This is a genomic window from Pseudomonas sp. GM78 (genome assembly GCF_000282475.1).
Lineage (GTDB): Bacteria > Pseudomonadota > Gammaproteobacteria > Pseudomonadales > Pseudomonadaceae > Aquipseudomonas.
On record NZ_AKJF01000130.1, the window covers coordinates 17,035 to 41,420 of the forward strand.

Annotated in this window: 19 protein-coding genes; 9 read left to right on the plus strand and 10 right to left on the minus strand. The window is 57.8% G+C overall.

Translation table 11 applies throughout. The features are described from left to right. The first annotated feature begins 50 nt into the window (after window positions 1-50). From gloB to fabI, 8 genes are all read left to right on the plus strand, one after another. On the plus strand, window positions 51-818 hold the full coding sequence (gene gloB / locus PMI35_RS10525) for a hydroxyacylglutathione hydrolase (protein WP_008062272.1): 768 nt from the start codon (window positions 51-53) through the stop codon (window positions 816-818). 99 nt (window positions 819-917) lie between these two features. Further along, window positions 918-2,360, plus strand: a complete 1,443-nt coding sequence (locus PMI35_RS10520) for a transglycosylase SLT domain-containing protein (RefSeq protein WP_008062273.1) — start codon at window positions 918-920, stop codon at window positions 2,358-2,360. A gap of 177 nt (window positions 2,361-2,537) precedes the next feature. Continuing rightward, entirely contained in the window at window positions 2,538-4,352 is a 1,815-nt protein-coding gene (locus PMI35_RS10515) for an extracellular solute-binding protein (protein WP_443217065.1), read from the plus strand. Next, window positions 4,349-6,178 carry an extracellular solute-binding protein gene (locus PMI35_RS10510; RefSeq protein ID WP_008062275.1) on the plus strand — a complete coding sequence of 610 codons (1,830 nt, stop codon included), beginning with the start codon at window positions 4,349-4,351 and terminating at the stop codon, window positions 6,176-6,178. Before PMI35_RS10515 ends, PMI35_RS10510 begins: the two co-directional genes overlap by 4 nt. A 4-nt stretch (window positions 6,179-6,182) precedes the next feature. Beyond that, the gene (locus PMI35_RS10505; protein WP_008062276.1) at window positions 6,183-7,256 is read left to right on the plus strand and encodes a microcin C ABC transporter permease YejB; all 1,074 of its coding nucleotides are present in this window, start codon (window positions 6,183-6,185) and stop codon (window positions 7,254-7,256) included. A 1-nt stretch (window position 7,257) separates the two neighbouring features. Then, the gene (locus PMI35_RS10500) at window positions 7,258-8,277 is read left to right on the plus strand and encodes an ABC transporter permease (RefSeq protein WP_008062277.1); all 1,020 of its coding nucleotides are present in this window, start codon (window positions 7,258-7,260) and stop codon (window positions 8,275-8,277) included. 1 nt (window position 8,278) lies between these two features. After that, on the plus strand, window positions 8,279-9,889 hold the full coding sequence (locus PMI35_RS10495) for an ABC transporter ATP-binding protein (protein ID WP_008062278.1): 1,611 nt from the start codon (window positions 8,279-8,281) through the stop codon (window positions 9,887-9,889). A 20-nt stretch (window positions 9,890-9,909) separates the two neighbouring features. Next, window positions 9,910-10,704, plus strand: coding sequence for an enoyl-ACP reductase FabI (fabI, locus tag PMI35_RS10490; protein WP_007937760.1), 795 nt, complete (start codon window positions 9,910-9,912; stop codon window positions 10,702-10,704). Window positions 10,705-10,806: 102 nt separating this feature from the next. On the opposite strand, the gene PMI35_RS10485 is transcribed toward fabI, so the two are convergent. The 6 genes from PMI35_RS10485 to PMI35_RS10475 all read right to left on the minus strand — a co-directional run bounded on the left by PMI35_RS10485 (window position 10,807) and on the right by PMI35_RS10475 (window position 19,553). Beyond that, window positions 10,807-12,042 (minus strand): delta-60 repeat domain-containing protein, encoded by a 1,236-nt coding sequence (locus PMI35_RS10485; protein ID WP_008062279.1) that lies wholly within the window; start codon window positions 12,040-12,042, stop codon window positions 10,807-10,809. A 396-nt stretch (window positions 12,043-12,438) separates the two neighbouring features. Next, the gene (locus tag PMI35_RS34130) at window positions 12,439-13,269 is read right to left on the minus strand and encodes an SET domain-containing protein-lysine N-methyltransferase (protein WP_157295736.1); all 831 of its coding nucleotides are present in this window, start codon (window positions 13,267-13,269) and stop codon (window positions 12,439-12,441) included. 144 nt (window positions 13,270-13,413) lie between these two features. Continuing rightward, window positions 13,414-16,788: a hypothetical protein gene (locus tag PMI35_RS0132900; protein ID WP_050562634.1), complete on the minus strand. Its 3,375-nt coding sequence runs from the start codon at window positions 16,786-16,788 to the stop codon at window positions 13,414-13,416. Between the two features lie 353 nt (window positions 16,789-17,141). Beyond that, a complete protein-coding gene (locus tag PMI35_RS35435; protein ID WP_008062282.1) occupies window positions 17,142-17,906 on the minus strand; it encodes a delta-60 repeat domain-containing protein in 765 nt (254 codons plus the stop codon). Then, complete coding sequence (locus PMI35_RS35440; protein ID WP_238543190.1) at window positions 17,872-18,369, minus strand: hypothetical protein; 498 nt, start codon at window positions 18,367-18,369, stop codon at window positions 17,872-17,874. The genes PMI35_RS35435 and PMI35_RS35440 overlap by 35 nt, the downstream gene beginning before the upstream one ends. A gap of 329 nt (window positions 18,370-18,698) precedes the next feature. Further along, complete coding sequence (locus PMI35_RS10475; protein WP_008062284.1) at window positions 18,699-19,553, minus strand: LysR family transcriptional regulator; 855 nt, start codon at window positions 19,551-19,553, stop codon at window positions 18,699-18,701. A gap of 115 nt (window positions 19,554-19,668) precedes the next feature. Here PMI35_RS10475 and PMI35_RS10470 point away from each other — a divergent pair, with 115 nt between their 5' ends. Continuing rightward, a complete protein-coding gene (locus PMI35_RS10470) occupies window positions 19,669-20,094 on the plus strand; it encodes a VOC family protein (protein ID WP_008062285.1) in 426 nt (141 codons plus the stop codon). 140 nt (window positions 20,095-20,234) lie between these two features. On the opposite strand, the gene PMI35_RS10465 is transcribed toward PMI35_RS10470, so the two are convergent. The 4 genes from PMI35_RS10465 to PMI35_RS10450 form a co-directional block, all read right to left on the minus strand. Beyond that, window positions 20,235-20,807 carry a GGDEF domain-containing protein gene (locus PMI35_RS10465; RefSeq protein ID WP_008062293.1) on the minus strand — a complete coding sequence of 191 codons (573 nt, stop codon included), beginning with the start codon at window positions 20,805-20,807 and terminating at the stop codon, window positions 20,235-20,237. A gap of 74 nt (window positions 20,808-20,881) precedes the next feature. Further along, window positions 20,882-21,463: a hypothetical protein gene (locus PMI35_RS10460; RefSeq protein ID WP_008062294.1), complete on the minus strand. Its 582-nt coding sequence runs from the start codon at window positions 21,461-21,463 to the stop codon at window positions 20,882-20,884. 1 nt (window position 21,464) lies between these two features. Next, window positions 21,465-23,633, minus strand: coding sequence for a xanthine dehydrogenase family protein molybdopterin-binding subunit (locus PMI35_RS10455; protein WP_032831815.1), 2,169 nt, complete (start codon window positions 23,631-23,633; stop codon window positions 21,465-21,467). A 5-nt stretch (window positions 23,634-23,638) separates the two neighbouring features. Then, a complete protein-coding gene (locus tag PMI35_RS10450; RefSeq protein ID WP_008062296.1) occupies window positions 23,639-24,094 on the minus strand; it encodes a (2Fe-2S)-binding protein in 456 nt (151 codons plus the stop codon). Window positions 24,095-24,386: the final 292 nt, after the last annotated feature.

Here is a 24,386-nt window from a genome sequence, read left to right on the forward strand (position 1 = left end):
GCCAGGAAGTTCTAAGATGCGCCATTGTTTTCCGCTTGGCGAATCCGACGATGATACAGATCACTGCCCTGCCCGCCTTCACCGACAACTACATCTGGTTGTTACAAGACCCCGACACCCGACGCTGTGCAGTGGTCGATCCGGGCGATGCCGCGCCGGTAAACGCCTGGCTCACGGCCAATCCGGATTGGGTCCTGAGTGATATTTTGATCACTCACCATCACCATGACCATGTCGGCGGCGTCGAACAGCTCAAGAAAGCGACGGACGCCACCGTCTACGGTCCTGCCAGCGAAAGCATCCCCAAGCGGGACATCGCGCTCAAGGATAACGATCGCATCAATGTGCTGGGCCATGACTTCGAGATCATTGCCGTGCCCGGTCATACCCTGGGCCACATTGCCTATTATCACCCCGGCCTGCTGTTCTGTGGCGACACCCTGTTCGCGGCAGGTTGCGGGCGCCTGTTCGAAGGCACGCCCAAGCAAATGTACACCTCGCTGTCGCGCCTCGCCGCACTTCCCGAAGACACCCGGGTGTACTGCACCCATGAGTACACCCTGAGCAATTTGCGCTTCGCTGCTGCCGTCGAACCGGGCAACGCCGATACCCTCGAACGCCTGGCCAGCGTGACCCGTCAGCGAGAAGCCGGGGCCATCACCCTGCCATCCACGGTGGCCCTGGAAAAACGTACAAATCCGTTTTTGCGTTCCGGCGAAACATCCGTTAAAGAAAAAGCGGATGAACGGACCGGCACCGATAACTCCGCGCCCGATATGGTTTTTGCTGCGCTAAGGGCCTGGAAAGATACCTTTTGAACAGTTTGTACCATGGTCCAAAATCTCTGAAAGGTTGACCGCAGAGGGCGTGCTTTCTAGAATCGCCCGACATTTTTGCCCGGAACTTACTTCCAGCCAATGTCGTCATCTATACGCAAAGCCATCAATTCGGACGCACTGACCCGCCTGGCGCAAGCCATAGCGGTGGCTGTGTCCGCGACATTGGCGGGCTGTTCCAGTCATGTGCCGCAGACCGATGCGGCACACGCACCGAATATTGCCGCGCGCGCCAAACAGAAACCCGTCTTCCTCACCGAAAAGCCCAGCCCGCAGATCCCGCAGGATGTCTGGGAGCGTATGCGCCAGGGCTTCCAGCTGCAGGACGGCCTGGGTGTCAACCCGCGCATCGAGCAACAACGACTGTGGTTCGCCAGCAATCCGTCCTTCCTCGAAAACGCCGGCGACCGTGGCAGCCTGTACATTCATTACATCGTCGAGCGCCTGGAAGAGCGAAACATGCCGCTGGAACTGGCGCTGCTGCCAGTGATTGAAAGCGCCTACAACCCGATGGCCTATTCCCGCGCCAATGCGGTGGGCTTGTGGCAATTCATTCCCTCCACCGGGCGTTACTTCAACCTGCGCCAGACCCGTTTCTATGATGGCCGTCGCGACATCACCGCCTCGACCACGGCGGCCATGGACTACCTGACTCGCCTGCACGACATGTTCAACGGTGACTGGCTGCTGGCCCTGGCCGCGTACAACGCCGGTGAAGGCACGGTCAGCCGCGCCATCGAACGCAACGAGCGACTCGGCCTGCCAACCGATTACTGGAACCTGCCGCTGCCCGCCGAGACCCAAGCCTATGTGCCGAAGTTGCTGGCACTCTCGCAAGTGGTGATGGCGCCGGATGCCTACGGTGTGAACCTCAATCCGATCGCCAACGAACCGTATTTCCAGGTCGTCGAAATCAACCAGCGCATGGACCTGTCCAAGGTCGCCGCGGTGGCCAACATCGACGAAGACGAGCTGTTCCAGCTCAACCCCGCCTTCAAGCAACGCACCACCATCGACGGCCCGCAGCACTTGCTGGTACCCACTTCCAAGGCACAGCTGCTGACTACCAGCCTGCAGACCATGCGCCCGGAAGAGTTGATCAGCAAGAAACAGCTCAAACCGGTTTTCGAAGGGTCTGACGATACACAGCTGGCGGGCGTCAAGCGTAGCTATCGGGTCAAGCGCGGCGACAACCTGGGCTCCATAGCCAAGGCCAACAATGTCAACGTCAAGGACCTGCAACGCTGGAACAAATTGAGCGGCAGGAATCTCAAGGCTGGCCAGACGCTGGTCATGCAAGACACCAGCAAGCGTAACTCGGGGCGCATCAATACCGTGGTCGCAGCCAAGTCCAAGAGCAACGCCGAGAAGTCGCAATCCCAGTACAAGGTGCAACGGGGCGATTCGCTGTACATGGTAGCCAAGCGCTTCAACGTTGAAATGCAACACCTCAAGCGCTGGAATCCTCGTGTTGGCCAGGCCTTGAAGCCAGGGCAGATGTTGACGGTTTCCAATCCGCATTAAAAATTGATGTGATGCCGAAAAGATCGCAGCCTGCGGCAGCTCCTACAGGGAAACTCATTCCTCTGTAGGAGCTGCCGCAGGCTGCGATCTTTTTCCTGTCCATACAAGCTGTTACTGTACGATCCATAATGCCCAAGCCGCCCGGATCGGATTCCTTATTTGAAGCGTCCCCTCCTCCTGCTCCTGATCAGCCTGGCCTTGAGCTCCACCGCAAGCGCGACGATCAGCGAAAGCCATGGTTATGCGCAGTTCGGCACGCTCAAGTACCCGGCCAGATTTACCCACTTCGACTGGGTCAACCCGCAAGCGCCCAAGGGCGGTACGTTGCGGGTCATGGCATTTGGCACCTTCGATACGCTCAATCCCTACACCTTCAAGGGCACAAGCCCGGTTGCCACACCCAATTTCCTGCAGTACGGCATCAACGAGCTCAACGAGCCGCTGATGGTCGGCACCGGCCAATACGCGCCGCTAGGTGACGAGCCGACCTCCAGTTACGGCCTGATCGCCCAATCAGTGGAATACAGCGAGGACCGCAGCTGGGTAGTCTTCAACTTGCGCCCGCAAGCACGCTTCCACGACGGCACGCCGATCACCGCCTATGACGTGGCATTCTCCTACCGCCTGCTGCTCAAGGAAGGCCATCCGCAGTACCGCACCAACCTGCAGGAAGTGTCGCGGGTCGACATCCTCAGCCCGCAGCGCATACGGTTCGTGTTCAAGCGTGCCGGAAATCCCCTGCTGATCCTGCGCCTGGGGGAGTTGCCGGTGTTGCCGCAGCATTACTGGAAAGGTCGCGACTTCAAGGCCACCACCTTCGAGCCACCGCTGGGCAGCGGGCCGTATCGCATCACTTCGGTCACGCCAGGGCGGCAGATTGTGTTCGAAAGGGTCAAGGACTATTGGGGCAAGGACCTGCCGGTCAATCGCGGCAAATACAATTTCGACCGCATGGAAGTCGAGTTCTACCGTGACAGTGACGTGGCGTTCGAAGCGTTCAAGGCCGGCGAGTTCGACATCTACATCGAGCACCAGGCGAAGAACTGGGTCACCGGCTACAACTTCCCGGCGATTCGTCGCGGCGAGGTAATCAAGGCGCAGATCCCGCACCAGATCCCGACCCAGACCCAGGGCCTGTTCATGAACAGCCGTCGCCCGACGTTCGCCGAGACCAGGGTTCGTGAAGCACTGGGCCTGATGTTCGACTTCGAGTGGACCAACCGCACGCTGTTCAGCGGCGCCTACCAACGCGCCATGAGTTACTACCCCAACAGCGAGTTCTCCGCCAGCGGGCTGCCGGTCGGCCATGAATGGCTGTTGCTCAAGCCGTATCGCGAGCAACTGCCAGCCAAGCTGTTCACCGAACCTTTCAGCCTGCCGCAGACCCCGGGCCGTGGCATTCCCCGGGACACCCTGCGCAAGGCCTTGGCCCTGCTTGCCGAGGCCGGCTGGAAGCTCAACGGCCAGCGCTTGCAAAACGCGGCCGGTCAACCGCTGCGCCTGGAGATCCTGCTGGTCAACCCGAACCTGGAACGCATCCTGCAACCCTACGTCGAGAATCTCGCCAGCATCGGCATCGACGCCAAACTGCGCACGGTCGATCGCGCACAGTACAAGCAGCGCCTCGATCAGTTCGATTTCGACATGATCCTGATGACCCTCAACCAGACCCTCAGCCCGGGCCTCGAGCAATGGCAGTACTTTCATTCCAGCCAGGCCACGGTCAAGGGCAGCAAGAACTACGCGGGCATTGCCAACCCGGTGGTGGACCACCTGCTCGAACAATTGCTCGCCGCCAAGACCCGCGATGAACAGGTCGCCGCCGGCAAGGCGCTGGACCGCACGTTGTTGTGGCAGCACTACATCATTCCCAACTGGTATCTCAATTATCACCGCCTGGCGTACCGCAACCGGTTCGCCTTCGTCACGACGCCGCCCTACACTCTGGGACTGAGCGCGTGGTGGCTGAAATCTTCGGAGAAAGATCGATGAAATCCGCAAGTGGCCTGCTCGCCCTGTTGTTCGCAGGATGGGCCTTCGCCGCCCCGCAACATGCCCTGACCCTGTACAACGAACCGCCGAAATACCCGGCCGACTTCAAGCATTTCGATTACGTCGACCCGGACGCCCCCAAGGGCGGAAAATTCCGCCAGGCCGGCTTCGGCGGCTTTGACAGCCTCAACCCGTTCATCAGCAAGGGCGTCGCGGCCAACGACATCGACCTGATCTACGACACCCTGGCCCGACAGAGCCTGGACGAGCCTTTCACGGAATATGGCCTGATCGCCGGCAAGATCGAAAAAGCCCCTAACAACGACTGGGTGCGTTTCTACCTGCGACCCGAAGCGCGTTTCCATGATGGTCATCCGGTGCGCGCCGAAGACGTGGTGTTCAGCTTCCAGACCCTGGTCAAGGATGGCGCACCGATGTTTCGCGGCTACTACAGCGACGTCGAAGACGTGGTCGCCGAAGATCCACTCACGGTGCTGTTCAAGTTCAAGCACAGCAACAACCGCGAATTGCCGTTGATCCTCGGCCAGCTGCCGGTGCTGCCCAAGCACTGGTGGGGGAGCCGCGACTTCAACAAGGGCAACCTGGAAGTCCCGCTCGGCAGCGGCCCGTACAAGGTCACCGAAGTGAAGGCCGGGCGCTCGGTGCGCTATGAACGGGTCAAGGATTACTGGGGCAAGGACTTGCCGATCAACCGCGGTTTCTACAACTTCGACGTGATGACCACCGACTACTATCGCGACAACACGGTGGCGCTGGAAGGCCTGAAGGCCGGGCAGTTCGATTACTGGCTTGAGATGACCGCAAAGAACTGGGCCAACGCCTACAATATCCCGGCAGTGACCGAAGGCCGGCTGATCAAGGAACAGATCCCCAACGGCAATCCCACCGGCATGCAGGGCTTCGTGTTCAACCTGCGCCGCCCGCTGTTCCAGGACGTGCGCGTGCGCCAGGCCCTGACCCTGCTGCTGGACTTCGAATGGACCAACAAGCAGTTGTTCAACGGTGCCTACGCAAGGACCCGCAGCTATTTCGAGAACTCGGAAATGGCTGCCACCGGTTTGCCGGATGCCGACCAGTTGGCAATTCTCGATCCGTTCCGCGGCAAGATTCCCGAGCAGGTGTTCAGCGAGGCGTTCCAGAATCCCGTGACCGATGCCAGCGGCATGATCCGCACCCAGCAACGCAAGGCTTACCAACTGCTACAAGAGGCCGGCTGGCGCATCGTCGACGACAAGATGGTCGACGCCACCGGCAAACCGGTAAGCATCGAATTCCTGTTGGCCCAGACCGAGTTCGAACGGGTGCTGCTGCCATTCAAGCGCAACCTGAGCGACCTCGGCATCGAACTGGTGATCCGCCGGGTCGACGTTTCGCAATACGTCAACCGTGTGCGCTCGCGGGACTTCGACATGATCGTCGGCAGCTTCCCGCAGTCCAACTCCCCGGGCAACGAACAGCGCGAGTTCTGGATGACCGCGGCCGCAGACAAACCCGGCAGCCGCAACTCCATGGGCCTGAAGGACCCGGTGGTGGACCAGTTGGTGGAGCAATTGATTAACGCCGATTCGCGCAAAAGCCTGGTGGCCCACGCCCGCGCACTGGACCGCGTGCTGCAATGGGGTTATTACGTCATCCCCAACTGGCACATCAAGACTTGGCGCGTGGCGTACTGGAACCACATCGGCCACCCCAAGGTCTCGCCTAAATATGACATCGGTATCAACACCTGGTGGATCAAGCCCGATGCGAAACCGGCCATAGAGATCGAAACCAAATTGCAAGCCGACCCTGCGGGCACGGAGTAATCAGATGCTGGCGTATATTTTTCGGCGACTGCTGCTGATCATCCCGACACTGTTCGGCATCCTGCTGATCAACTTCGTGATCATCCAGGCGGCCCCCGGTGGCCCCGTGGAACAGATGATCGCCAAGCTCGAGGGCTTCGAAGGTGCCACCAGCCGCATCGCCGGTGGCGGTGCCGAGGTGTCGGTGGCAGGCTCCGCCTACCGCGGCGCCCAAGGCCTGGACCCGGCGCTGATCAAGGAAATCGAGCACATGTACGGCTTCGACAAATCGGCGCCGGAACGCTTGTGGATCATGGTCAAGAACTATGCCGCCCTGGATTTCGGCGACAGCTTCTTTCGAGACGCCAAGGTCATCGACCTGATCAAGGAAAAGATGCCGGTGTCGATCTCCCTCGGGCTGTGGAGCACCCTGATCATGTACCTGGTGTCGATCCCCCTGGGGATCGCCAAGGCCACGCGGCACGGCAGCCACTTCGACGTCTGGACCAGTTCGGCAATCATCGTCGGCTACGCGATCCCGGCGTTCCTGTTCGCCATCCTGCTGATCGTGGTGTTTGCCGGCGGCAGTTACCTGGACTGGTTCCCGTTGCGCGGGCTGACCTCGAACAACTTCGACGAGTTGAGCATGGGCGGCAAGATCCTCGACTACTTCTGGCACCTGGCGCTTCCGGTGACCGCCTTGGTGATCGGCAACTTCGCGACCATGACCCTGCTGACCAAAAACAGCTTCCTCGATGAAATCAACAAGCAGTACGTGGTCACCGCCAAGGCCAAGGGCCTGACCAATCACAAGGTTCTGTACGGGCATGTGTTTCGCAACGCCATGCTGCTGGTGATCGCCGGTTTCCCCTCGGCGTTCATCGGCATCTTCTTCACCGGCTCGTTGCTGGTGGAGGTGATCTTCTCCCTCGACGGCCTGGGCCTGATGAGTTTCGAAGCGGCGATCAACCGCGATTACCCGGTGGTCTTCGGAACCCTGTTCATCTTCACCCTGCTGGGGCTGGTGGTGAAACTGATCGGCGACCTCACCTACACCTTCGTCGATCCGCGCATCGACTTCGAAAGCCGGGAGCATTGAGATGAACCTGTCCCCTCTCAATCGCCGACGTTTCGAACTGTTCAAGGCCAACAAACGTGGCTGGTGGTCGATGTGGCTGTTCCTGATCCTGTTCGGCGCCAGCCTCGGCGCCGAGTTGATCGCCAACGACAAGCCGCTGGTGGTGCACTACGACAACGGCTGGTACTTCCCTGCCCTCAAGCGCTACCCGGAAACCATCTTCGGCGGCGAATTCCCGCTGGAAGCCAACTACAAGAGCCCGTACATCCGCGAACTGCTCAAGGCCAAGGACGCCTGGGTGCTGTGGGCGCCGATTCCCTACAGCTACCAGAGCATCAACTACGACTTGAAGGTCCCGGCCCCCGCGCCACCGTCAGCCGATAACCTGCTGGGCACCGATGACCAGGGCCGCGACGTGCTGGCGCGGGTGATCTACGGCTTCCGAATTTCCGTGTTGTTTGCCCTGACGCTGACGTTGCTCAGCTCGCTCATCGGTGTGATCGCCGGCGCGCTTCAGGGTTTCTACGGCGGCTGGGTGGATCTGGCCGGGCAGCGTTTCCTGGAGATCTGGTCCGGGTTGCCGGTGCTGTATCTGCTGATTATCCTCGCCAGCTTCGTCCAGCCGAACTTCTGGTGGCTGCTGGGGATCATGCTGCTGTTTTCCTGGATGAGCCTGGTGGACGTGGTGCGCGCCGAGTTCCTGCGTGGGCGTAATCTTGAATACGTGCGTGCAGCCCGGGCATTGGGCATGCAGAATGGCGCGATCATGTTCCGTCATATCCTGCCCAACGCCATGGTCTCGACCATGACCTTCATGCCGTTCATCCTGACCGGCGCCATCGGCACGCTGACCGCCCTGGACTTCCTCGGCTTCGGCTTGCCGGCTGGCAGTCCGTCGCTGGGCGAGCTTGTGGCCCAGGGCAAATCCAACCTGCAAGCGCCCTGGCTGGGCATGAGCGCGTTTGCGGTGCTGGCGTTGATGTTGAGTTTGCTGGTGTTCATCGGCGAGTCCGCTCGCGATGCCTTCGACCCGAGGAAGTGAAATGAATCAGGACAATCTGATCGAAGTGCGCGACCTGGCCGTCGAATTCGTCGTTGGCGAGCGCTGCCAGCGCGTGGTCGAAGGTGTCAGCTTCGACATCAAGCGCGGCGAAACCCTGGCGCTGGTGGGTGAAAGCGGCTCCGGCAAGTCGGTGACGGCGCATTCGATCCTGCGCCTGCTGCCCTACCCGCTCGCCCGGCACCCGTCGGGGACCATCGAATATTCCGGGCAGAACCTGCTGAACCTGAAAGAGAAAACCATCCGCCACATCCGCGGCAACCGGATCGCGATGATCTTCCAGGAGCCGATGACCTCGCTGAACCCGCTGCACTCGATCGAAAAACAGATCAACGAGGTATTGAGCACCCACAAGGGCCTGATCGGCAAAGTCGCGACCAAGCGCACCCTGGAACTGCTGGAAATGGTCGGTATCCCGGAGCCGGAAAAACGCCTCAAGGCCCTGCCCCACGAATTGTCCGGCGGCCAACGCCAGCGCGTGATGATCGCCATGGCCCTGGCCAACGAGCCGGAACTGTTGATTGCCGACGAGCCGACCACCGCCCTGGACGTGACCGTACAGCTGAAAATCCTCGAGTTGCTCAAGCAATTGCAGGCCCGATTGGGCATGGCGCTGCTACTGATCAGTCACGATTTGAACCTTGTGCGAAGAATTGCGCATCGCGTATGTGTCATGCAGCGCGGTTGCATCGTCGAACAGGCATCGTGCGAAGAATTGTTCCGCGCACCGCAGCATCCGTACACTCGGGAACTGCTGGCAGCGGAGCCCAGCGGCAAGCCTGCGACCAATGTTGTCGGCCCGCCATTGCTTGCAGTCGAGGACCTGAAAGTCTGGTTCCCGATCAAGAAAGGCCTGCTGAAAAAGACCGTGGATTACGTCAAGGCAGTCGATGGCATCAATTTCAGCCTGCCCCAGGGCCAGACCCTGGGGATTGTGGGTGAAAGCGGTTCCGGCAAGTCGACACTGGGGCTGGCGATCCTGCGCTTGATCGGCAGTAAAGGCGGCATCCGTTTTGAAGGCAAGCAGCTGGACGGCCTGACGCAGCAACAGGTACGGCCGCTGCGGCGGGAGATGCAGGTGGTGTTCCAGGACCCCTTCGGCAGCCTGAGCCCGCGGATGTGCGTGAGCCAGATCGTGGGTGAAGGCCTGCGGATCCACAAGATGGGCACCGAGGCCGAACAGGAACAAGCGATCATTGCGGCACTCAAGGAGGTAGGTCTGGACCCGGAAACCCGGCACCGCTACCCCCACGAATTTTCCGGCGGGCAACGGCAGAGAATCGCCATTGCCCGGGCTTTAGTGCTAAAACCGGCGTTGATTCTGCTGGACGAGCCGACTTCGGCCCTCGACCGCACCGTGCAACGCCAAGTGGTCGAGCTTTTACGATCACTGCAAAGCAAGTACAACCTGACGTATCTGTTCATCAGCCATGACCTGGCTGTCGTCAAGGCGCTGAGCCACCAGCTGATGGTGGTCAAGCAGGGCCAAGTGGTCGAACAGGGAGACGCGCAAAGCATTTTTGCCGCCCCCCAACATCCGTATACACAGCAGTTGCTGGAAGCCGCCTTTTTGGCACCAGCCACTGCGCAATAACCTGAAAAGAGGAGCAACACATGGGTTTTCTCGCCGGTAAGCGCGTACTGATCGTCGGTGTCGCCAGCAAGCTGTCCATCGCATCCGGCATCGCTGCCGCCATGCATCGCGAGGGCGCTGAGCTTGCCTTCACTTATCAGAACGACAAACTCAAGGGTCGTGTCGAAGAGTTCGCACAAGGCTGGGGTTCGAGCCCTGAGCTGTGCTTCCCGTGCGACGTGGCCAGCGATGCCGAAATCGCCAAGGTCTTCGAAGAGCTGAGCAAGAAGTGGGACGGCCTGGACTGCATCGTGCACTCCGTGGGCTTCGCCCCGGGCGACCAACTGGACGGCGACTTCACCGAAGCCACCACCCGTGAAGGTTTCCGCATCGCTCACGACATCAGCGCCTACAGCTTCGTGGCCCTGGCCAAGGCCGGCCGCGAAATGATGAAAGGCCGCAACGGCAGCCTGCTGACCCTGTCGTACCTGGGCGCCGAGCGCACCATGCCAAACTACAACGTAATGGGCATGGCCAAGGCTTCCCTGGAAGCCGGCGTTCGTTACCTGGCCGGCTCCCTGGGCCCGGACGGTACTCGCGTGAACTGCGTATCGGCTGGCCCGATCCGCACCCTCGCCGCTTCCGGCATCAAGAACTTCCGCAAGATGCTGGCCGCCAACGAAGCGCAAACCCCGCTGCGTCGCAACGTCACCATCGAAGAAGTCGGCAACGCCGGCGCCTTCCTGTGCTCGGACCTGGCGTCCGGCATCAGCGGCGAAATCATGTACGTGGACGGTGGTTTCAACACCACGGCCATGGGCAACATCGAAGAGTGATCTTCGGTTAGCTATTAAAAAACCCGCCGATACTAGCGGGTTTTTTAATGCATTCTCTCCGCCTCCCACAAACTAATCCGCACTCATACTTCAGCGAGAAGATTAAAGCTGGACGCCCAGAATTTTTGGAACTTTGGCGCCCGCGTTGATGGTTTTGCCCATATTACTGACAACAATCATTCGACTGCTGGCATGCTGGACTATCACGTCTTCCAGCACTCCCTCCGCGTGTAGCGCAATTCCCTCGTTGGCGAATGTAGAATCGAGTGCACCGGTTTCGTCGATACGCATCCAATACAATCGCTGATCGGGGTAATCGTACGTTCCTGCAACAAGGATTTTTTTATCTGCTTGAACAGAAACGATTGGAGTGTCTAAAAAATAAGTATCCATTTGCACAGCCACTGCCCCCCCTCCATTGAACAAAGGATCCGACATGCCGTCATTCAGGAAACGGTGAATCTGGATGTAAGGGTTATCGTCGACGTTGGGGTCCGGGGCTATGGCGACTACAATTTTATTGTTGTCCAATACCATCGATCCAAACACAGTGTACTCGCTATTTTTCCATTGCCCGCCATTTGCGAAAGTCGTGTCCAGCGTCCCATCACGGTGATAACAAGCCAGGGTCGCCCTAGAAAGTCCAATCCCCATAGACGGGCGATCAGAAAGTCCAAATATGATAAAACGCTCGTCCGGCAAGATGGCGATGCTGAAAATCTGGGTTTGTTCGGCGAACCTGACCTCGACCATCCCTGTCCCGTTGAAATTCAGATCGGGGTTCCCCTGACTATCAAAACAGTAGATACGGCCAGCGGAATCGATAAGTGGGCCACCATTCTCATTAACTGCGTAGCTTTCAGCCACCAGCAGGTGACCATCGGACCTCAAGCATGCTGCCGGCGGGTGAGTATTTGAAAACGCTTCCGGGACAACAGGTGGTACGGGCCAGGGCAAAATCTTCGTACCGAAAATCAGATCGGCGCTTCCACCCTCGTTGAACCGGCTGATCGCCGTTTGCCGACCAAATGGCTCCATACCCGTAGTTCCTATGATGTCGAACTTACCGCTATCATGAACCACTACATCGGCTGGGGCATTATAACGAGCTTCGCTAAACCGCCATTCGAATGGCGAGAACTTAGTATCGTTAGTACCTTCAGCATTAATACGACATACCCAGACAGACCCAGTGCCGTTTCTAGACACATACAGAAGGTTTTCAGCGGAGGTTGCGGCAACACACCGGGACGAACGTACGGGAAAGTTGAAAATACCTCGTTCGGCAAAGCTATTATCCAAATCACCCGCCTTTAGTATCGTTTCGCTGGCTATCATGACTAATCCTCTTGATTGGCACTGTTCGTAGATAGGGCCAACATACCGCGGGGCCATAGTGCAGGCTACTGTCAGAAATGACAGTACGATCGAGTAAGGGGCAAGAAAATCAACAGCCAAGCAACAGCCAAAGCGAGGCGGCCTGACAGCCGACCTGATTGCAGGTCCGGCCGCGCTTCACTGTAGGAGCGATGCTTGCTCGCGATGGGAGTCCAGACAACACGATCATCCAGACACGAAGCTTTATCGTTGACGTCCATCGCCAGCGGACTGGCTCCCACAGTGGATTGGAAGATATCTGTAAAAGCCAGGTCGGCTGTCAGGCCGCCTCGCTTTTGTTTTAATCTGGGCGCCCCGGTAAACCACGATGACCGAACGCAGACATTGCGCCGCGGTTCAAGTCCAATCGTAAGCGTCTCCATAATCGAGAAGGAGTTCATCCCCCTTCTTGATGTCTTGCCAGGCCACAAAAAACGTCATGTATCTTCCAACACTAATGGATGCCACGTTTTCAGCGCCCAACGATGGCCTGCCTGGCGCGTTAGGACTATTGATCAAGCTTAAAATATTACCGCTGCCATGTGCGCTGATCGTTCCGTCATTTGAAAACGAGCTAAAGGCGTAACTATTCACAGGTTTATGGCCTTTTTCGGCAATCTCCTCCAGCAGGGTTTTGCTTCCAAAATGCAACTTCCCGGAATAAGGACCCAACACTTCGAATCTTTTAATGTCACGCTTCGCAACGACCGATCGACCACGCGCTGGCCCATTGCTCAGCACTTTGGTTTCCATGAGCTTATCAAACCTTGGTGCGAGGTTATTATCGTTTCGAATCCAGTCTTGCACGTCCCGGGTGATTGTTTCGTGCAATTTCGACTTTGCGGCCGCGGGCGTCACGTTATCGAGTAGCTGATTCCAGTAGGTCACCACAATTTCATCAGCAGTTGCGGGGCGCCCTTTAAGTCCACTAGAACCTTCAGCTCTTAGCGTGAGGCTCTCTTTAACATTCTTCGGGTTCTGCAGAATCGGCAACGAATTGTCTATGTCATGACCCAGGTGAGGTCCAGCCTCAAGATCTGGCCGGGGGCGCTTGCTACTTCCTGGCGCACTCTCTTCTGCCGGACGTTTAGTGCCCAGACTTTTACGTGCGAAGGGCGGCCTGGGAATGGGCTCACCAAAGATAAGAAGCTCTTTTCCGGATTTTGTAAGATCACCTGTTTCGCCCACGTAAGTTTCCCAACGCATTGGATTCAGATTATTTTGCTCAGCAAAATCAACGGCAGTCAGCTTATTGTCTCGTGACTTATATAGCGCCTGCCAAGCACCCAGATGTTCATAGGTGATAGTGGTAAACTCCTCCCCCTTAGCGTGTTACATCAGCACCTTTCCAGCGACTTTAAGCTTGCCGTACTGGTCGATGTGCTCCATGAATGATGCAAGATTGAGGTTATGTCTATTGGCGAATCCCTCTTGTGTCAATTGATCACGTCCCCGTTGAGATTGAGCTTGCCAGTGCCGCAAATGCCTGTCAGTGACCGCTGTCTGAACGCTCCTTGCTCTTTGGAGCATTTGTTGCCCGTCACTCGTGAGTCCGAGGCTCAACTGCGCATACTGCCTGAATTCCCGGGGGTCGAGTCGGTATTTGGCGGCGAATTCGCGCACGGCTGACTCTTCGAGTGAATTATTTAATTGCTGCCATTTCACCAGGTGTTTGTGGGTGATCAAGTCATAGTCATCATGCGCTCCTCCACTCAACCCGATCTTCTGCCACTGACCAGAGTCCGCTGACCATACCCGTAACTCCGTTTGCCGGTTGGTTTTGTAATTGACGATGTTGACGGAAACCAGATCGGCATTGAGATCGAAGTCATTTCGGATTTGATAGACCGCGATATTTCCGCCTTCATCTATGTTGCAGATGTAGTGCCGCTGGCCATCGACGCTTCGATAAATCCCTTTGCCATTGGGGCTGAGCCCCGCTATGCAGACTGCCGGCGCGGCATAATGACGGTAGGCCAGGTTGCTGATGGCTGTTTTCGGCGCCCCGTAACTCGGTCCGAAAATGTGTTGGGTGGATGGATCGATCAGGCGAAAATCGTCGGACACCTGGCTGCCGGTCTTTCGCATAGGGACATTATCGACACCGTCAACTTTGCTAATTAGGTCACCCATTCGCTGCGGTTTCCAGGTCACTGGATTCACTGAAATCAGATGATGAGCGGCGGGGGAAACGATATTCATCGATAATTTGCTGTGTTGAGTGATGCCTCTATTGATTTGCCTCGCGCCTGCCCCCGCTAATTTGAGCGAGACGGTACCTCCCAGCTTGAGCAATGTCAGCGGGCCGGCCAGCGGATTGAGTTCCTTTAGTGTCGAGATCGTCAATTGTTTGGTCAGTACAGTGAATCGAGGTAGTGCAACGCGAATGCCGACTTTCCCGCCCTGAACCGCCAGGCGAGCTAAACCGGAGACGTATTTTCCGACTGGCACACCGAACGATATGACATCGGTAAACAGGGCCAGGCCGCCCCGTTCAATGCTCTGGGGGTCGCCCGATGAAAGATCGTCTATTGCCCCCCAGACAGGCACCACCATTTTCCCCCAGAAAGAGCCCTCCTCCAGCAACGTTTGCACGAGATCCGCTTCTCGAGTGTCTTTTCTGGTTTGCTCCAGGAGCGCCTGTTCGTCACAGAAGAACAGCTCCCTCGTGACCATTTCTGCCAGGTCCTCACTGCGCCGGGAATTGAGCAGGTTGGCGTCGAAGGATTCTTCGCGAGGAGCGGCCTTGATGGGGGGTAGTGTTCGGCCGACTTGCTCAGCGATCAAGGAGCGCCCCTCAGAAGGTTTGCTTCCATCCTTATAGGCCGCCCAGTCGAACCCCAGTTCGGTACCGAATCTGAACGTTGCTCTGCCAGGGCGGGAACTGCTGCCGGTTGACCGCACCTCTACCAAGCCACCAATGAGCAAGTCACGGATGTCTTCGCGGGCGCGGGCCACGCCAGCCCTGGGAAACACCTCCATGTAGTATTTGTGGTTACGGAAAACAGTCTCGATGATGAACCCTGCCCGCCCCCGGACCGCATCAGTGTTGCTTTTGGTTTCATGTTGAATTTGCGTTTGGGGAAGAGGTTCCCTTAAGGAGTACACCCTGACTTCACCATTGGCGATGCTGTGTCGATAGAATGATGGAAGTTGGGTGAGTAGCCCATTGATCAGGGTTCTGTAGGCAGCCTTCGGCGCATCGAGGGACGAGTGGAACGCCTCTGCAAACGCCTCATCCGAAGAGAAACGCCAACGACTGGGTAGGTTCAGGACCAAGTCCTGGACCGCCTCGGTCATATCGCGCTCATGCTGCTCCAGAACCGTTACGGCTCGCTCGACTTCTTCAACCGAGTAACCTTGAGGCTTTATCGCCAGCACCCCGTTGCTGACCGCCCATTGCACTGCCGGAGCCAGTCTGGATGCAGCAACCAGCGTTTGGTGTTCAGGTGAAGCTGCACGAGAATGCTCGACTGGCAAGTTGAGCAACTGCTCGAAAGTCATGTGTTTTGACGAACCGCAAGCCATCGCCTCCGCCAGCAGGAAACCGCTCCTGAAATTGACCCACGCGCTGGAGCCGGTATAGATCAAGTCATCCGCAATATCACGGACCCAAAGCTCGGAAGAAGTATTCGCTTCGACGACGCGCATCATCAGACGCGCGACAGGCTCGAAAGTATCCAGGAGGCGCATCAGATCCTTTACGATGTCATTGCGGATGAAAGAATAGTTGACTCCCTGACCAGTGAACTGCTCCATATCATAGTGTGAATATAAACATTCCGGGCGAGTCGACGGCGCCGCGATGCTCAGCCAAAGTGCGCGCCACACCAGTTTCGCCAATACCGGTTGCGGGCAGGTTTCTCCTTCCTTGCTGCCATACCAGTCCAGTGCCTTGACGAGCCTGCGGCCCAAGGCAAGGCTGTTTTCCGAATTCACCAATTGTTCAAGAACAACCGTAGGTGTATGGGCAACTTGCTGCTCTAACTCGACTGTAAAAAAATGTTGGGTCAAGTAATTGATCAGCGATGTTGAATGCTCCGCTCGAACTTGATGAATAACCTCAAGTATGCACTTATCGTCGTATTCATCCATGATCGGATCAAGATCACTGAATTGACCGTCATGCCCCAGTATGAAAGCGGCGCGAAGCTCCTTCAGACAACCCAGCGCGGCCGTCCATTGAACGGCCGTCTGCGGCGACGATGGCGTAATCAAGTAATATTTCAAGACAAGGTCGAGCCGAATCGTACCGTCGCTTATGATGCCGTCGCCAATGATGCGATGGACGTCCAGGAGTACCGCAATATCGTGCTGCGGGATATCATCCAGCAGTAACTTCATGTTATCGACGGTGAGTACCAGGGCAGGCAAAGGCGTCTCTACCTTGGGGCTGCTCAACAAGGGCACGATAACATGATGCCAGAACCAATCCGTCTCGCTGGGGCGGATGGTTCCGTTTTTCTTGTCTTGCAAGTACTGTTGAAACTCTTCATCTGCGTCAAGTTTTTTCAGAACCGCAAACGCCTCGGCGCAGGCATCGCCCAGTGCGGAGTGGGTCGGCGGCGGGTAAAATAAATGTGTTGCCGCCGACGAAGAATAGCCATGAACACGCAAAGTACCGTTTATGAGCTGTTCAAGGTAACCCATTAAATGATCAATATCCCCCAGGCGCTTTTCTGGCTGTTTGAAATAGAACTCGGACATAGCACTGTTCAAAATACAACCCTCATGAAATTCAATTCTGCTTTAGTATTTTTTATATTTAGCAGACATGAGATCACGACTCACTCTTCAATTCGTGACAATTCATTCACCCCCACAAACCGGTAACATCAAGAGAAAACCCAAGCTTAGGCCAGTTAAAAACTGTTACCTATGTGCTTGAACTTTTTTGTTACCTATATGGGTGAGTTTTACCATGGGCAACATCGAAGAGTGATCTTTGGTTAGCCAACAAAAAACCCGCCTGCTCAGGCGGGGTTTTTATGCCTTGCGCTGCTACCCGCGCATAGATGGCTCGGCTGCAACACGATTGCGCAGGATGTGCCTGTAGACCATCAGGCCTGGATGCCAATAATTTTCGGGGCGCGTACGACGTCATGTCCGCCCAGATCAGCCGCGACTATGATGCGACCGCTGGTACGCTGGACAATGACATCCGACAGGTGCCCCATTTGCTGACGGACCACGCCTGAGTCCCCAAAGGAGGAATCGAGCTCACCGGCTTCGGTAATACGCAACCAATACAAGCGCTCACCAGGGTATTCATAACTTCCCGCAACCACAATTTTTCCATCCGGCTGCACGGCCGGCGATGGAGAGGCCATGAAAAAAGTGTCCAGCTCCAATGACAGTGCCGCCCCGTGATTGAATGACAAATCCACGGTACCGTTGTTTAACAAGCGCGTCACCACCAGATTATACTTGTCGTTGTTTCGCGAGATGGATGTAACAATAACTTTGTCTTTGTCCAGCACCATTTCAGCGTTAACGCTGTATTGGTCGGCTTCCCAGAATCCACCGCTTGCGAAAGTGGTGTCTAGCTTCCCATCTGGGTGATAGCAGGCCAAGACCGTCCTTTGATGTGACTCGCCTTCTATCGGCCGATCAACGAACCCGAATACAATGAAACGCTCATCCGGCAAAACGGCGATATTGATTATCTCTGTACCCGGACCATCAAACCTGACCCCAATCATCCCGGTGCCGTTAAAACCCAGATCAAGATTACCTTGATCATCGAGGCGATATACGCGACCTGCGGATTCAACAAGTGTGCCGCTGGAGTCATGCAAAGTATGACTTTTGGCCGAGTAGGACATGTTTATCTGCGGTGACACAACCCGTGGGCGAATGAGTTCCAAGGGCGTGGTTTGGAGGTACAGGATCCACCGCGAAAGGAAAAATTTTAGTACCGAATACTAAATCAGGACTGCCGCCGGAATTGAATCGACTGATTGCCATCTGACGTACATATGCCTCGCCAGTACTACCAATCATCAGGAATTTGCCGTCATCCCTAACCATCAATTTGCTGAGAGTTTCATACTGGCCTTGACCAAATCGCCATAGGAACGGAGTGAAGGCCGGATCAGCAGATCCATCGGCTCGAGCTCGATACCCCCGAAATGAGTTATTGCCACTTCGAACCACATAAAGAAGCTCTTCATTAACTGTTTCAGCTACACGTCGGGACGATCCACTCCGAACATCGATCATCCCCTGATTTGCAAATCGAGTATCCAGATCACCTGGTTGCTGCAGGGTATTGGCTTGCGCTGTCATGACGTTATCCTTTTCAATTTTTTTCGTTCCATGCGACGCAGAAATGCTCGGCAGATTCCTCGCGGCAACACGGAGCAGGCTGTTTACCAAGCCAACATACTGAAAGGGGACAGGACTAGTAACTGTCAGAAATGACAGTAGCTATGATTTTTTAATGCCGTGAGCACTTACAACCTGCCCTACATATCCTGGCGTTGGGTGGCCAGGAGTTTCCAAGATCAAAAGATCGCAGCCTTCGGCAGCTCCTACAGTGAAATTGTGTCCATCCATGATTATGTATGTGAACCCGACCCGTGTAGGAGCGGCCGAAGGCTGCGATATTCTGATCTTCAAAACAAACATCGGGCAAACAACTGTTGAATCGGCTGCTGTCGCAGGCTATATCGCTGCAACAAGACGATTTCGCGGTAGAAGGTCAGCTCACCCAACCGAATCACCCTGACCTTCGCCCCATGCTCCAGCCACAGCCCCGCCTCCGGCAGCAGTGAAACCCCCAACCCGCATTCGACCATTTTCACAATGGCTTCCAGTTCATCCAGTTCCAGGGCGACCTGCACATCGATCTGCTGTTCCCGCAGAAATCGCGTGACCAGCCGTCCACCGAATGAGTTACGGTCATAGCGCACATGCGGTTGTTCGGCGAGCATCTTGAGCGGCTCGTCGCCTTCAAGGTTCGTCGGCACGATCAGCACGAAGGGTTCGCGGCGGATTACTTGCGCTGACAGCTCTTTGGGCAACTCGAATGGCGGCTTGATCAGGATCGCCAGGTCCACTTCGCCCGTGTCCACCTGGCTCAAAAGACTCAAGGACACGCCCGGCACCAGTTTCGGCTCCAGGTACGGCGCCTGTTGGCGCAATCGCAATAGCGCCTCGGGCAGCAATCCGGTCTGCACTGTAGCCACGGCGCCTATCTTCAACTCGCCCCGGTACTCGCTGACGTCATCACTGACGGCCATTCGATTGAAGATTTCCAGCATTTCCCTGGCCATCGGCAACGCACGCTGCCCCGCCGCATTGAGCAAGGCCTGACGCCCGGTGCGATCGAACAAGCGAATGCCGAGGGCCTGTTCCAGGTTGCGAATCTGCGCACTGACCGCCGACTGCGTCAGGCCGATGTGCATGCCTGCGGCGGCAAACGTCCCATAGCGCGCCACCGCGATGAAGGTTTTCAGCTCTCGAAGCATGGTGGTCACCGATTGATCGAAATAATTTGCGCTTAACGCAAAAACTATCGTCTTTCAATCGAAAAGCACAGGGCTAAACTCTGCCTGAACTCCACACGCAAGCGAGGCAAGCCTGATGCAACTGTCCCCTTTTCACCTGGCCATTCCCGTGTTTGACCTGGCTGCCGCGCGGCACTTCTACGGCAACGTGTTTGGCCTGGAAGAAGGTCGTTCCAGCGACCATTGGGTCGATTTCAACTTTTTCGGCCATCAACTGGTGATCCACCTGGCACCGAAAAACGCCTCGCAAGAAGCCGCCCACACCAACGCCGTCGACGGCCACGACGTTCCAGTGCCGCATTTCGGCGTGGTGTTGGGGATGGCGGAGTGGGAGGCGCTGGCCGAGCGGCTGAAGGCATTGGAGACGCGTTTTGTGATCGAGCCGGGGATTCGTTTTCAGGGGCTGGTGGGTGAACAGGCGACGATGTTTCTGTTCGATCCGTGTGGGAATGCGCTGGAGTTCAAGGCGTTCAGGGATATTGGGCAGTTGTTTGCCAAGTGAAGAGATACATCGCCTGTCAGGACTCCATCGCGGGCAAGCCCGCTCCCACAGTGATCGCTGTCGTACACATTATTTGTATGCACCAGAATACCTGTGGGAGCGGGCTTGCCCGCGATAGGGTCAGTTGATGCACCACACTGCTACCGGCCCAACGCTTTTTCAGCCTCAACCAGCAACTCTTCAACCGACCCATGAACAGCCGGGTCATGCTCGATCTGCCCGATACTGAAACGAATCTCATACCCGCGATGCGCGGTGGCCATGCGTTCATCGAGCATTTCTTCAAGCCGCGCCTTGATCGCCGCGATATCCACACCTGCAGAGCCGGTGAGCAAGGCCACGAACGTGGAACCCTCCAACCGCCCGATCACGTCGCTCTCACGAAAACCGATGCGCAGTACATCGGCAAAGATTTTCAGCGCCTTGTCGCCTTCGGAGCGACCAAACAGGTAGTTGATGCGCTTGAACTCGTCGAGATTGAAGAACAGCAGCGTCGCCGGTCGGCCCAGTTGCTGGCAGGCGTCCAGGCCCAATTGAGCCAGCGCCAGGAAACCGTGCCGGTTGGGCAGCAGTGTCAACTCATCCATGCTCGCCATCTGCACCCCGATCAGCTCTTGCTCTGCCTTGCGGGCCAGATCGCGCAGTAGCTCACGCTCCTGCTGTGGCGTCCCTGCACGTTCACAAGATTTGTGCGGTTTGCCTGAGATCAGCATCACATACTCCATGGGTGGGTATGTTGTTTAGAGTCCTCGATATCGGGTTTGACTCCATGTCGACTCGCCGTTGGTCAGCTACCCACTACCGGACACGGCCCGCCGGCGTCCGCCCAGCGCTTGAACTGCGTGACAAAAATATCGTGCGACACCGGCACCGGCACGCGATCACCGCCCGGATTCCAGCCCCACAGCACCAGTTTGTCTTCGCTGACGTGTTTGACCAGCGCCGCGAAATCGCGGTCACCGTTGCTCGCGCGGTCCTTGATCATGCTGCACAGCTGGTCGGGTGGCAGACCGATCCAGGCCATTTTGTGCGCCGCCGGCGGCAAGCTCCAATGCGGCGCGCCGGGTGGCGCTTTCGGGCCGTAACTGGCCGGAGGATTGGCCTCGGCATGGCAACTGGCACAGGGCAAACCCGCCGCGCCCTTGCCGTCCATGCCGCGCACGACGTTCATCGCATGGGGCGTTCCGGCATCGAATTGCAACGGAGAATCACCGGGAATGTGGCAGTTCTGGCAACGGGGGCTCTGGAACACCTGACGAACCGTGTCGAAGGCCTTCACGGCCTCCTTGTCTTCGGCGAACAGCTCCGTGGCATAGATAAAAAGGCAAATCAGCAGCACCGAGCCGAGCAACCAATGGTGTCGTTTCATCTCACACCCCCGACAGTTGCAACGGCAGCTCACGCAGGCGTTGCCCGGTCAGGGCGTACACCGCGTTGGCCACCGCCGGCGCCGTGGGCGGCACACCCGCCTCGCCAATGCCACCGGGTTTTTCGCTGCTGGGCAGGATATGCACTTCGACCACGGGCATCTCGTTGAGCCGAAGCACCTGGTAATCGTGGTAGTTGGACTGCACAACCCTGCCGTCCTTGATCGTCAGTTTGCTGTGCAAGGTAAAGCCCAGGCCGAAGGCGATGCACGACTCCATTTGCGCCGCGATGCTCTGCGGATTGACCGCAATCCCGCAGTCCACCGCACACACCACCCGGTGCACACGAATCACCAAATTATCCTGGGAGACCTCGGCAACCTGGGCCACGTAGCTGCCAAATGACTCATGCACGGCCACGCCCAAGGCATGGCCGTCCGGCAGCGGCGCCTTCCAGTTGGCCTTCTCCACCGCCAGGTTCAATACACCAAGATGCCGCGGGTGCGCCTTGAGCAAGCTCCGCCGGTACTCCACCGGGTCCTTGCTGGTTGCGGCGGCCAGTTCGTCGATCAGCGACTCCATGACGAAGGCGGTGTGGGTATGCCCCACCGAGCGCAGCCACAACACGCTGATGCCGGTCTTTGGCGAATGCAGGTCCACCTGATGATTGGCCAGCCCCTGCAGATAGGGACTGTCCGCCACGCCTTCCACGGACGTCTTGTCGATGCCGTTCTTGACCATCGAGGCTTCGAGTGAGGTACCGGCCATGATCGACTGTCCGACCAGCACATGCTTCCACGCCAGCGGCAGGCCATCCGCGCCCAGGCCGACGCGCGCCTGATGCAGGAACGCCGAGCGATAATAGCCGCCCCGGATGTCATCCTCCCGCGCCCATACCGTTTTCACCAGCCCGCCCGCGGCCTTGGCGACCTGCACCGCTTCGGCGACAAAGTCCGAGGTCGGGTTGGCCCGCCGGCCAAAACCGCCGCCTAGGAACTCTGTATGGATCACGACCTGCTCGGGCTTGAGCCCTGTGATTTTGCCGGCGATCATCTGGTCCAGGGTCTGGAACTGCGTGCCGGTCCAGATCTCGCATTTGTCCTGGGTGATGCTCACGGTGCAGTTGAGCGGCTCCATGGGCGCGTGGGCCAGGTAGGGCACACTGTACTCGACGTCGATCGTTTTGACCGCTTTGGCCAGTGCAGCCTGGGTATCGCCGGCCTGGCTGGCGGGCAGCCCGGGCGTGGCCGCGAGTTTGCGAAACTCTTCGAGCAATTGCTCACTGTCCAGCTTTGCGTTCGGCCCCAGGTCCCACTCGACGTGCAGCGCATCACGCCCCAGTTTCGCCGCCCAGTAATGATCGGCGATCACCGCCACGCCGGTCGGCACCTGCACCACTTTGTGCACGCCGGGTATCGCCAGCGCCTCGGCGCCTTCAAAGGATTTGACGCTGCCACCGAACACCGGCGAACGCGCGACCATCGCGGTCATCAGGCCGTCGAACTGCACGTCCATGCCGAATTTGGCGCGTCCGGTGATTTTCTCCGGTGTATCCAGGCGCTTGGTGGGTTTGCCGATGATTTTCCAGTCCTTGGCCTCCTTCAGCTTGATGGTCGCGGGGTCCGGCACCGTTAGCTTGCCGGCGTCATCGGCCAGTTCGCCGTAGGTGGCGTGCTGGTCGCCGGCTATCACCACGCCTGACTCGGTGCGAATCCCGGAGGGCGCGACATTGAAGCGCTTGGCCGCGGCCTCGACCAGCAGCAACCGCGCTGCCGCACCGGCCTGGCGGTAGCGGTCGAATTCCATCCAGGTCGAAGTCGAGCCGCCGGTGATCTGCATGCCGCCGAACCCGGCCAGACCGTAGTCGGCGGCTGAAGCCGGTGCGTGCTCGACGCGGATTTTTGACCAATCGGCATCCAGTTCTTCGGCGATCAGCATGGTCAACCCGGTCCAGATGCCCTGGCCCATTTCCGAGTGGCCGAGCAACACGGTGACGCTGTTGTCATTGCCGATGCGCAGGAACGCATTGGGTGCGAACACGTTGCCCTGATTTTCCGCGCCCTGAGCAAAGCGATGGCCACCCGGGATGATGAATGCCACCACCAGCCCGCCGCCCAGTACGGCGCTACCTTTGAGGAAACCTCGACGCGACAGCGGATCGATGCTGTTCATGGCCATCAACCCAATTGGGCGGCGCGTTTGATCGCGGCGCGGATTCTTGGATAGGTACCACAACGACAGATATTGCCCGACAACGCCTGGTCGATGTCGCTGTCGGTCGGTTGCGGGATCTTGGCCAACAAGGCCGCTGCCGACATGATCTGCCCGGACTGGCAGTAGCCGCACTGCACCACGTCGAGTTCGGCCCAAGCTCGTTGCACCGGGTGCGAGCCGTCGGTGGACAGGCCTTCGATGGTGAGGATTTTCTGCCCATGGGCCACGGCTGTGGCCGGCGTGATGCAGGAGCGCAACGGCGTGCCGTCGACGTGCACGGTACAGGCGCCGCACTGGGCCATGCCGCAGCCGAACTTGGTGCCGGTCAGGTGCGCGACATCGCGCAGGACCCAGAGCAGCGGCATGTCTGCAGGGACATCCAGCTCCTGGTCCTTGCCATTGATGTTCAAGGTCAGCATTGCGAAGGTCCTCAGACTCACGGTGTTCTGAAGTTGGCGCCGCTGTGGCGATCAGGAACCTACGCGCGCCTTGGGGTTATCCCTACAGCTAAGCGCAAATTGAACGGCAGGCCGAGGTGTATCGACCACCGGTCACAAAAGCGGCCTGGCCTGCGGGCGAGGGCGACCTGACAGCCGTCCTGTTATTTGATGTCGGAGTACATATCCATTGCTGCGGTAACGACCAATTATGGTTTCGCCCTTACGGCGACTCCCTTTTTCAAACGCCAAAAAGGAAGCAAAAGGCTTTGCC